Origin of the sequence: Mesorhizobium sp. M0136 (assembly GCF_040322515.1) — a bacterium.
Taxonomy (GTDB): Bacteria; Pseudomonadota; Alphaproteobacteria; order Rhizobiales; family Rhizobiaceae; genus Mesorhizobium.
In genome coordinates this window covers 19,603-30,349 of sequence record NZ_JAMYTP010000040.1, presented here as the reverse complement: position 1 = coordinate 30,349, position 10,747 = coordinate 19,603, and the positions used below count along the sequence as shown (strand labels likewise).

Annotated in this window: 11 protein-coding genes; 4 read left to right on the top strand and 7 right to left on the bottom strand. The window is 58.9% G+C overall.

The features are described from left to right. Positions 1 to 1,102 precede the first annotated feature (1,102 nt). Both NKJ35_RS29250 and NKJ35_RS29245 read left to right on the top strand, forming a co-directional pair. Positions 1,103 to 1,726 (top strand): Crp/Fnr family transcriptional regulator, encoded by a 624-nt coding sequence (locus tag NKJ35_RS29250; RefSeq protein WP_352651052.1) that lies wholly within the window; start codon positions 1,103 to 1,105, stop codon positions 1,724 to 1,726. A gap of 175 nt (positions 1,727 to 1,901) precedes the next feature. After that, the gene (locus NKJ35_RS29245; protein WP_352651051.1) at positions 1,902 to 2,072 is read left to right on the top strand and encodes a hypothetical protein; all 171 of its coding nucleotides are present in this window, start codon (positions 1,902 to 1,904) and stop codon (positions 2,070 to 2,072) included. 639 nt (positions 2,073 to 2,711) lie between these two features. Here the strand turns inward: NKJ35_RS29245 and NKJ35_RS29240 are convergent. The 3 genes from NKJ35_RS29240 to NKJ35_RS29230 all read right to left on the bottom strand — a co-directional run bounded on the left by NKJ35_RS29240 (position 2,712) and on the right by NKJ35_RS29230 (position 3,960). Further along, positions 2,712 to 3,185 (bottom strand): DUF2231 domain-containing protein, encoded by a 474-nt coding sequence (locus NKJ35_RS29240; protein ID WP_352651058.1) that lies wholly within the window; start codon positions 3,183 to 3,185, stop codon positions 2,712 to 2,714. Between the two features lie 267 nt (positions 3,186 to 3,452). Beyond that, complete coding sequence (locus NKJ35_RS29235) at positions 3,453 to 3,677, bottom strand: hypothetical protein (RefSeq protein WP_352651050.1); 225 nt, start codon at positions 3,675 to 3,677, stop codon at positions 3,453 to 3,455. 73 nt (positions 3,678 to 3,750) lie between these two features. Next, complete coding sequence (locus tag NKJ35_RS29230) at positions 3,751 to 3,960, bottom strand: hypothetical protein (RefSeq protein ID WP_352651049.1); 210 nt, start codon at positions 3,958 to 3,960, stop codon at positions 3,751 to 3,753. Positions 3,961 to 4,133: 173 nt separating this feature from the next. Between NKJ35_RS29230 and NKJ35_RS29225 the strand changes: the two genes are divergently transcribed. Then, complete coding sequence (locus tag NKJ35_RS29225; RefSeq protein ID WP_352651047.1) at positions 4,134 to 4,295, top strand: hypothetical protein; 162 nt, start codon at positions 4,134 to 4,136, stop codon at positions 4,293 to 4,295. A gap of 324 nt (positions 4,296 to 4,619) precedes the next feature. Beyond that, positions 4,620 to 5,258 carry a hypothetical protein gene (locus NKJ35_RS29220; RefSeq protein WP_352651045.1) on the top strand — a complete coding sequence of 213 codons (639 nt, stop codon included), beginning with the start codon at positions 4,620 to 4,622 and terminating at the stop codon, positions 5,256 to 5,258. Positions 5,259 to 5,279: 21 nt separating this feature from the next. Here NKJ35_RS29220 and NKJ35_RS29215 read toward each other — a convergent pair whose 3' ends face one another. The 4 genes from NKJ35_RS29215 to NKJ35_RS29200 form a co-directional block, all read right to left on the bottom strand. After that, complete coding sequence (locus NKJ35_RS29215) at positions 5,280 to 6,941, bottom strand: DNA polymerase/3'-5' exonuclease PolX (RefSeq protein WP_352651043.1); 1,662 nt, start codon at positions 6,939 to 6,941, stop codon at positions 5,280 to 5,282. A 111-nt stretch (positions 6,942 to 7,052) separates the two neighbouring features. Next, positions 7,053 to 8,951: a DNA ligase D gene (gene ligD / locus NKJ35_RS29210; RefSeq protein ID WP_352651042.1), complete on the bottom strand. Its 1,899-nt coding sequence runs from the start codon at positions 8,949 to 8,951 to the stop codon at positions 7,053 to 7,055. A gap of 901 nt (positions 8,952 to 9,852) precedes the next feature. After that, positions 9,853 to 10,095, bottom strand: coding sequence for a DUF982 domain-containing protein (locus NKJ35_RS29205; RefSeq protein ID WP_352651040.1), 243 nt, complete (start codon positions 10,093 to 10,095; stop codon positions 9,853 to 9,855). Between the two features lie 338 nt (positions 10,096 to 10,433). Continuing rightward, positions 10,434 to 10,661, bottom strand: a complete 228-nt coding sequence (locus tag NKJ35_RS29200) for a hypothetical protein (protein WP_352458909.1) — start codon at positions 10,659 to 10,661, stop codon at positions 10,434 to 10,436. Between the last annotated feature and the right edge of the window lie 86 nt (positions 10,662 to 10,747).

Genomic DNA, 10,747 nt, shown 5'->3' with positions numbered 1-10,747 from the left:
AACTACGCTCGTAAGGACGACCTTAAGAGCGCAGCCTCGCTACCATGCCATGCTCCCGCAAGGCGGCCTTCGCCGGAGGCGTACCAGCAAGTGCGGCCTTCAGGCGCTGCTCCCGTATGTCTTTGCGTCTCGTGCCGCACGCTCAATGTCGGTCAATCCTCGTGGAGCATCCGAGGTGCGCTGTCTCTCGCTTGTCTTCTTTCTCGGCAGGCAACTTCCTCCACTCCAATGTACCAGCACAGTCGGCTGTCGGCCCCAACCACGGTCCCCATATCGTATTCCACGCCAACAGAAAAAACTCACCTCGACTGCCGCTGAGCGCGCGCATCCCGCCTCTGGAACGCTTCAAATACTTTGCCCTTGTTAAGGCACCTACAGGAGCCGGGCATGAGAGTATTCTGCCGAGTTTTGGGGCTAGCCGTGTTCGCCTTGTAGAATTCTGCCGTGCAGTCATTTGCTCAGACCGAGCAGCAAGATCTGCCGGGGCAAGGCGCATCACCCACAACCGAAGATGCGCAGGATGTCGGCGTCGACGTTTCGCTTGGCAGGCACGAAGTGAAACAGCAGATCCAAGAGAGCTTGGAATATCCGAGGTAGAAGTGCCTCTGGCAAATTCATGTGCCCATCGCGCTCGCCAAGCGGGTCTGCGAGAAAGAGGAATTCGACGCACGCGCCAAACGTAAATCGAAGTTGCATATCCCGGAAATTGCCGAAGCAGCACGAAATCGGCCGCAAACTTCAGCGGTTCCGGAGCAATAGGCGAAGACGAATACTATAGAGAAGGGGTGCTTGGCTACTCTGGGCGTCGACAAAGCGCCGCCCCGAAAGTGTGGAGCACTTGCGCGTAAGTTTTCAGGCAGCGTCGATATCCGCTTAGCTTCCCCAGAGGATGAATCAGTTTGGGGCCGTATGCTTCGACAAAAGGCGCGCATCAGATTGGGAAGGCAACCTTCGACCGGTAGAGGCGGACACTGCTTGTTAGCAGCATCTTGATGATCGCCAGACTGACGAGCTTCTCTGGTCAGCATAGTAGCTTTTTGAGTTGCGGCGCCTGAGCGCGCCGGATCTGGCGTTGCTGCAGCCTCACCTCGAAACCCGTCACTTGGGACTGAAGACGAATCTGGAGCAGGCCTCGGTCCCGATTGACACCGTCTGCTTCTTCGAGAGCGGTCTCGGGTCAATGGTGGCGAAGATTCGGGCTGAGGTCGAGGCCGAGGTTGGCCTTATCGGCTCTGACGGCATGAGTGGGTCAGCCCTGGTCATGGGTGAGGACCGGTCCCCCCACGATTGCTTTGTTCAGTTGAAGGCTGAAGTTGTTGCTATAGACGCCGAGCCGTTCAGGAAAGCCCTCGAGAGCAGCCCGACGCTCCGGCTATTTCTTTTGCGCTACGTGCACTACCTTCATATTCAGACCAGCTATACGGCGCTGATCAATGCCCGTTCAAACTTGGAACAGCGGATGTCGAGATGGTTGCTGATGTGTGATGATCGGGTCATAGGCGGCCGACTTGCCACAACGCACGAGTTTCTGTCAATTATGCTTGGAACACGGCGCCCTGGCGTCACGGTTGCGCTTCAGCAGCTGGAGGGACGCGGCTTGATCAGGGGCAATCGCGGCGAGGTCGTCATCCGGGATCGAGCCGGTCTGGCCGCGTTGGCGGATGGTTCTTATGGGCAGCCCGAGGCGGAATACATCCGACTGATCGGGACGCCCCGTTCTTTATGATGTCACCCGTGCTGCCCTCTCTCCCCGTCGCTGACCACATCCCGGGGGGGCGATTGGCACCTGTCAGGACGTTCTGGCAAGCGTTGTACAACGGTATGAAACCCCAGTGTGTCCAGGAAAGGATCGTTGAACATTGCAAGGAGGTCGGATTAGCACCGCAGCAGGCGAAGCTTTTTTGCAGGCCTTGTGGTTGTCGCTGGCGATGGCCATGACGGCCTTGGAGCGCAAGGCCCGGCACCGCTGCAAGCGCACCTGGCCGGCCGCTCTAGTTCTGGACATTGCCGACCTCGTCGCTGGTCAGCATGCCAGAAATATCGATGGCGGAAGCCATGAGAACCCCGATTGAATGTTCTCATTCGTTTGTGATCGGGGGTGCAAGTCAATCTGGCGCCAGCGCATGTTGGCTCAGGAACAAACCGCCGTCGCATCCGTTCAGTATCGCGAAGGACGACACGGCTGTACACGGTCTTTCCGGCTACTGCAAAGGAGCCATGACATGGCTCGGTCCGCAGAGGAGGTTTTCGAAGACCATCTGAGGCTTCGCGCCGCTGGCGACATTGAGGAGGATCTTAGGGCGAACTATGCTGTGGACGTGGTCCTCTTGACCGCGAATTCGAATTAGCAGGCCATGATGCCGTCCGCCTGTCGTCCAAACGCCTACGCGAGCAGCTGCCTCAAGGTGGTTCAACTACATCGCAAAACAGGTCCGCGGTCCCTATACACTGCTGATCTGGTCGGCAACTTCGTCCAGGTTCGACGCCACTGAGGGCGCCGACAGTTTCGTCATTCAGGACGGCAAGATCGTCTTCCAGTCCATTCACTACAGGTTGTACCCAAGGCGGCTGGGTAAGCCGGCGGGCCTCTTCCACTCACCGCATCCGACTCGTCACTGGAGGCGCCGGTGACCACCACGACGGCTCCCGGCAGGTCGGCCATTCGTCAAACCCTATCGGGATCGCTCCGGGCGAGAGTTGACGTCCTCACCCTATTCGGGATGGACGCCTACCCTGTGTTCGTAGACAAGCGTTCCGCCTTTCCAGCCGGTATAAAGGAGCAGCAGAACGACAATCGTCGACAGCGCCAAGCCCCAGGGCAACGCGCCCTCGGCGGCACCGGCGCTTAGGCGCAGGATGAAGTTGGCCAGCGCAGCACCACGGCCGCGACGTTGCCGACCATATGGTGCCACGGCGACATTGATGGACCGCACCCTTGAATTTCCAAGAGAATCGGCAAAGCCGGCCAGCGCCGCGGCAGCGCTCATCAACAGGGCAAAGCCGAGCAGCCAGAAGGAAGCTTCGGCCCAGAATGCATGGCCGGTCGACCAGAACAGTAAATCCGACAGCAATACCGACACGAGCAATGCGATCGGAAAAGGGATCAGCATGGGGTGAATCGGATGGCTGCCGATCTTTGCGGTGGTTGCAACGCCCAGCAGATGACTTGCGCGATCGTCAGCCATGCCCAACAACGTTGAAGGCGGCCCGGGCGTTCCAAAGTCGGGAACAGCTTCGATCAGCGCTATCGAGAGTTGTTCTCAGCGGCGCGATGGGCAGCATCAAAACCTACGGCTCAAATAATCCGAGCCGCGCAGTCCGAACCGTCATTCGGCCTCGACGGCCTTGGAAATGCCGATCCTGCGGTCTCTAAGAACGTGCTGTTCGCGCGGTGGCGTGACGTAGGCTTGGCTCGAGGATGATGCCCCCGACGCCGTGCAAAAGCCCCGGCCCTACTTGTTCTTTTTGAGGAGACGAGCTTTCCTCAGGATTGAGCCGCGATCGAAGCCGACCAGCGACATTATCTCGCGTATCTGGTGTTCGGATACGCCTGACTCTCGCGCGAGCTCGCTGACGATTTCAGGTTTCAGGCCGGGCCGCCCTTGTTCTTCCGCCATTTCACCAATGCCTCGTGTTGGGCCAAAAGTGCGATAGTCGCTCCCAAGCGTCAGCGGCATGTTGTGTTGCCAACGATTTGCTATTGTACGGTTTCGGACCAATTCTAGCCAGAGGATTCGCTCAGGCCTTCGCTTACCGTCCAAGCGCCTGCCGGGAAGCCGACAGAAGTTCTTCCTCGTCCACTAGTCCGGCCATGTAATTTGCAATGACCCGGGACGCCAGCGCTTCGCGTCGCTGTTCAGATAGAGCGTCGGACTTGAGCCGGTCGAACACGCGGCCCAGCAGCGCTAGTTCAGATGGATGGAAGACGCCTGCATCTTCGGCTTTTCGGTGGATCGGCATGTGACCCTCCCACGCCGGATGAATATGCTGCGCAACTAATCCCATTCGGCGACGGGAGTAAAGAAAGAGCGGCCCCAACCTCCAGTTCCATCAGCCGCTCGGCGGCAAAGCCAATCATCTCTCGCAAGAGATCGGAATCCGGAGGCTTCTCCACGAGCGCGCGCAGGTTCATCATGTCGTCGGTCATCGATGGTTCCTTCGAATCAGGTTGGTGTCAGCAACCCGACCGGACTGGCGAACTGTCGATGACCACCGCAAAGCCGCTCGCTCGCTACAGCGCTATCGAGGGCGCGCTCGCGAGCGGCTTCGCTACCGCCGAGCTCCACCACCTGTAGGGACGCGACCTCGGCTTCCGCGGGATATAAACTTGCCTCGTATTCAGCGACTAGGTCGTGAGCCGAACGGCGGCTTTAACTGGTCCCTCGGCAATAACCGGACGGACAGCAAAGGCCCCAAAAAGCCGCCAGGCGGCAACGCGCCTGATATCGCACTTTGAGATCAACTCTGCCGCTTCCTGTTAGCCGAAGTTGCAAGCGGCCCCGCTAACAATCGTGGTTGCGCCTTTGGGCATCGTGGTTCAGACCCCTGGCGGACTAGAATCCATGTTGGCTTTGCGATCGGCCCATCGCGATCGACAATAGGTGACCTATATAAGGGCCATGTCCAAGCATCGAAAAATCAATGCAACAGCGAAGCTGATTGGAGAGTGGCCTTTAACCCCGGCTGCAACGCTTGGATCGTCCGTCCGAGCGAGGGGTATTTTTCTCGAAATACGCGCCCGCCTTCCAATGGAGTTCAGGAAACTGCTCCATATCGAGTCCCGCGTGCTTACCCTGCGCCTGTCTGAGGGCGCCGAGAATGATGCGCAGGTGGTATTCGGGATCGTATCCAAAGCACTGCAGAATATCGAAGGCCTGCGCGTAATCCCCCGTGAAATCGAGGACATTCTGACGATCTCGACGGCCGAACGGCACCGCTGGTTGAAAGATGGTCGCTTGCAGAGCGCCGGGACGAAAACGGTGAAACTCCGCGGGCGGGCAAGGAACATCACCTTTCACGTGTTCGACCCGCAGCACGTGGAGGATGTGCTTGACGGCGACCTGGTTACGGTCTGGCGCGAACAGGACGCAGCGACAGCTGCAGAGAATAGGCGGCGAGCCGCGGGGAAGGCCGCTATGAAACGTGCTCAAAGAAGCGGTCGCGGAACTGCAGCTTCAGCTGGCTATGGCTCCGATGAGAACTCGCACTCCAGTTTGCGCGGCTGGGAAGATTTTGAGAATGACGGACTCCTGCGCTGATAGGCCGGGTGCTCAAGCAGGTCAGAACGTTTGCCTGCGCCGTGCGAGATGCGCAAGGAGGGCCGTCAAACGCATCGCGTTCAGGACCCGCTTCGCAGGGACACCGCCCTTGCGCGCCATCTCGACACCCCAATGCATGTGGTCGAGCTCGCGGATCGAATGAGCGTCCGGATTGATGCTGAAGATGCAGCCCTGATCGAGTGCCTTTTGATGCCAGCGCCAGTCGAGGTCGAGGCGCCACGGATGAGCGTTGATTTCGACAGCGACGCCGTGTTTCGCACACGCTTTGAGGACTTTGTCGATGTCGAGATCATAACCGGGCCGGCGCAACAGCTGGCGACCGGTCATGTGCCCGATGATTGTTGTCCGAGGATTTCCGATCGCTTCAATGATGCGCTCCGTCTGTTCCTTCTTGGGCAAGTTGAAGCGGCTGTGCACGCTCGCGACGACGAAATCGAACTGCTCCAAGATATGATCCGGGTAATCGAGCGAGCCATCCGCCAGGATGTCCGCCTCGATGCCCTTCAGTATGCGAAATTTTCCATTGTATGCCTTGTTCAGCCGGTCAGCTTCGCGGTGCTGTTCAGCAATCTCCTGCAACGAAAGGCCGCCTGCGTAGTGAGCGGACTGCGAATGATCGGCGACACCATAATATTCGAAACCGCGCCTACGCGTGGCTTCAGCCATTGCCTCAAGCGTTTCGGTGCCATCGGATGCGGTCGTGTGAGAATGCAGGATGCCATGCAGATCTTCATCCCGAATGAGGGCGGGTAGCCTCTGCTTTGCCGCCCGCTCAATCTCGCCCCTGCCTTCGCGCAATTCAGGCTCGATAAACTGCAAGTCTAGAGCTTGGTAGATTTCTGCTTCTGTCGCTGACGCGATCAGCTTTCTCCCGCGATGGAGCCCGTCGGCGTTTAGGGTGAAACCCTTGTCGGCGGCGAACGTCTTTAGTTGCTCAAGGTGATCTGCCGAGCCGGTTGCTTCGAGCAGGCTGGCGCCAAAGTGCTTCCTGTCCGTGACAACAAGCCTGAGGGTCGTATCCTCGATTCCAGTCGAATTTCTGCCCTGCGCTACCAGGGCCAAGTCAGAAACGAGCTCGCAACCGCGCCGAAAGTCACCTGCAATCTCGACGCGCGAAAAGTCTGGATGCTCTTGCTTCACCGATATGACCGCATGTTCGAGAAGAGCGGCGGCCTTGTGCAGGTGAAATTGCGTTTCGCCGCTGCGCACGATGGCCAGGTTCTGCAGGAGCTTTGTCTGAAGCGCGGCGCCGAGGCCTTTGACTGGGCGTATGCGGTCTTCTCTTGCTGCGGCCTCGAGCTCCGCCAGCGAGTTCACGCCGAGCGCCTGATGAAGCTTCAGTATCTTATCGGGACGAAGCCCGGGTATGGCAAACAACTCCATCACACCCGCTGGAACATCCTCGCGCAACTTCTCAAGTCCTGGATGCGTGCCTGTTTGGTAAAGCTTGGTCACGATGTCTGCGATCGCGTCACCGATCCCCGGGATCTTGGTGAGGGCGCCGGCGGCGATGATCCGATTAAGCGGCTGCGACAGCGCCGTCAGGCTGTCTGCCGCGCGCAAGTATGCCTTTGTGCGATAGGGATTGTCGCCGCGCATGGACGATCGTTGCGCGTATTCCCTCAAAAGACTGGCGACGGTCCTCGGATCGGTTTTTGCCATGGCTTCAGCCAAACGAGGCCGATCTCGGCAGGTTCCAATCAGGCAAGGCTAAGAACTAAGAGCGCCGCGTTGCCCTTTAAATCCGGCTTTACTGGCTCTTCCCCGTCGATGCTACAGATTGGGCAAGGATTGGTCAGCGCGACCCCATCCCGCCAGAGCTTTGGAGGCTGCGCGTTTCTTTAATTCAGGAGCATCCCCCACGTGGAAATGAGAGGGCGCATCTATTGTCTTCATCTCCGCCCACGTGATCGGTGCCGCGACAGGGGCGCCCGGACGTGATCTTGCGCTGTAGGGCATGATCGCGGTCGCCCCGCGCTGATTGCGGAGATAATCCACAAAGATGCGACCCTTGCGGCGCGCCTTTGACAACACGGCCGTAAAATGGGCGGGATCGCTCCGGGCGACCGCCTGCGCCAGGCGAGACGCGAAGTCCTTCACCTCTGGCCACTCGGCGCGCGGGGTGAGGGGCGCGATGACATGCACCCCTTTGCCTCCCGTCAGCATCGGGAAAGTCGTAAGCCCCAGCGATTTAAGGATAGCGCGAAACTGAAAGGCAGCGGCGCGGACGGCCTCAAAATCGAGGCCTTCATCGGGGTCGAGGTCGAACACGAGGCGGTCGGCCTTTTCGACGTCCTCGATCCGAGCCCCCCATCCATGCAGCTCAATCGTTCCCATCTGGACGCAAGTCATCAGTCCGTCGGCATCATCGACATAGAGATATGGTTCCTCGTGCCCGTCCTTCTCCGTGATGCCGACGTGGTGGACTTTGTCGCCAAAGCTGCCGGCGTCGTGTTTTTGAAAGAAGCACTTCTTCGCGCGGCCCTGTGGGCATCGAACCAGACTGATCGGCCGGCTACCGACCCAAGGAAGCATGATCGCCGCGACCGCTGCGTAATGGTCGGCGAGCTGGCCCTTGGTGATGTTGGACTCGGGATAGATGATGCGGTCACGGTTGCTTATCGCGATGGCAGTTGTCGCAAGTGCGGCGAGATTGGCCGTGCGGCGCTCCGTCTCGAGCACGACCGCCTCTGGCTTCTTGTCTTCGCGGAGACCAAGATAGCTCGGATGGCGCAAAGTCCCTTCATTTGTCATTTCGGTGAAAGCGATCTCAGCGACCAGTTTCGGACGCAGCCAGTGTGTGCCGCGCACTTCGGCGCGTGGGGCATCGACGGTCGCGGCCTTCTGCTCAAGCGGCGCCATGATCTTCAAGAGACGAAGAAGTTCAGCGGTATCGAAGCCGGTGCCGACTTTCCCGGCGTAACGCAGCTTGCCGCCGTCATGAACGCCAAGGATCAGGGAGCGAAATGCGCGGACCTTGTCGGAGGGCGTCCAGCCGACAATCACAAATTCCTGCCGCCTGATGCATTTGATCTTCAGCCAGCTCGCGCCGCGGGCCGCCACATAACTCGAATCCGCGAGCTTTGAGATGACGCCCTCAAGGCCAGCTGCGCAGAAGCGATCGAGCAGCTCTTCTCCGCGGCCGAGGATATGGTCGGAGTAACGAAGGACCGGATTCTTCGCAGGCAAGATCGCCTCCAGCTTCGCCTTGCGCTCAAGTAGAGGAAGCCTAGTCAGATCTTCGCCGTCGAGCTGCAGCAGATCGAACGCATAAAAGTCGATAGTCGCCGGGGCACCCTTCAATGCATTCTGAAGCGCCTGGAAGTTAGATCTTCCATCCGCATCGACAACCACGGCCTCGCCGTCAATCAGGGCGGAGCGCACCTTGAGCTTGCAAGCCTCGGAGAGGATCGAGGGAAAACGGCCAGACCAGTCCAGACCAGATCGTGTGTAGGCTCGCGCCTCGCCACCGCCGACGGCAACGAGAATACGATAGCCGTCGTATTTCATCTCATGGATCCAACGATCGCCGGCAGGGACCGTGTCCACGAGCGTTGCGAGCTGGACCGGCCGGAAAGCGGGCGGCGCTAAAGTGACCTCGTCACGAGCGGGCGACTTCGCTTGACTAGCGTTCGACCCATTGATTGCCTTACGAGACGTTGGCTTGACCACTCTGACCTAAACCATACTCAGAGACGAAATAGCGTTATCCGCGTCCAACGCGCGACTACTTCTTTAGTTTCGCTGCAGGCCGTATTGAGCTTTTCGCGATCATTGCCGACCCGTTTGATTAGCGCCTCGGCCCGACGCCGTACTTCCTGCCTCCGGCCCTTCCATTCCCGATTTTCGCGCACAGCTCACAGGCAATAATCAAGAGCAGGAACGTGCCCTCAAGTGCCGCCACAGCGTATCCTCTTTCTGCCATCGGCTTTAGAAACTGACATTCCGGTTCCGGCGTTCCGGTCCCCTGTGGGTACGGTTTTGATCTTCTCGTCGAACCCCATGTTTCGATTGATGATTACTCGACGTGCCCCATTGACGCCAAGTACCTTGGTTTCAGTCTTCACCAATACCGGAGGGACGAACCAATGGGTTGCCATGATACCTCCTACTCAGGGGAGAGATACACGTTGGCCTCCTTGGCAGCCGGCTCAAAGGCTTCACGGACCTCTTGGGGGAGGCGCCGCCCTCGAACGCATCGACGCAGGATTGGACCGCCTTGGTCCACTTCGGGCCCTTTGTGTCCCACGCCATGAGTTCCTCGGCGGCTCCTCGACGTGGCTGACCCCATTGCGAATGCCCGGACGTTTCGTCTTCAGCGTAGACCGGGGGAGCGAACCAGAGGGGACCCATAGGGGGAACTTAGAGCAAGTCCGCTGACCAACCCCGCTTTAGCCCCAGCTAAGGGAACGATGTAGGCCCTCGCGGGTTTAGAGGTTGCAGTGGTCCTTCTCGGATGTGCAGCCGCTGTGGCGGGGTCCGTCGCCTCTCCTTGCTGGCGGCGGGCTCCTTTCGCGAAGACGGTTTTGGTCATAGACACATAGACCTTATACCGTTCCAATTTAGCTGGTTGTCATGGGGGAAGTAACGTCCCCTCCTCTTTGGCAGCAGCCAGGAATGCCTTGCGGGCCTCCTCAGGTTCCATCTCATCGAAAATCACGGCCATGCAAACGCGCACCGCGAGGTCCCACCAAGGGCCACGCTTGGTCCACTTCATCAGCTCCTCGCCGGCTGTCTCGGCGTTGCTGACGTTGCGGATGATCCCGGGACGCTCGGTCTTGACGGGGACCGGAGGGTTGAACCAGTGGAGAGCCATGCGGTCGCTCTTTGTCGACCTTGTCAAGTTCCTCCAGGAAATACCTTTGCTCAGCCGGCAGTTCCCGTTCTAGAGGCAGATTAAGCAGGTTACGAAGGTAATTGCGGATTACCTCTGACTAGTGAAAATGGCGCAGGACGGCGCGCTTCCGTTGCGATGCCACAGCGGCTGAATTGACCGTGGAAAGCCACGCAGAGGCCATGGCAGTTGCTGCCTCGACGATTGCCTCGGTTAGTTCTTCGTCGGAGGCCACCAAATGAGGCGCAGTCTCCCGAGCTTCGCGTAGTGCCGCTTCGATCGAGACCGTGTCGCGACGGTCCGCCCTGTTGAGGAGGCGGTTACTCGCGAAGATCAAACCCGACGAACAGGCCAAAGGCTGGGGCAACATTGACAATAAGCTCCACGAGCTCGCAGTCAGTTTCCGCCAGATGTGGCCCGTCTCGGCGCACCGCTGCGATAGTCTCTTTGACGGAGATGATTTGGCCGCGACGGGCTTGTAGGATCAGCTCGTGAACAAGGTGTTTGGCAGTCACTTTGTCGGGTCGGCAGTTCGTCCAAACGTTCATACAAGGCCTCCCACCTCAGCGAGAACCCAAGGGAACATTCATCATCCTCTGTCGAGAAAAATCAAGAAGAATGTTTGATAACTTCT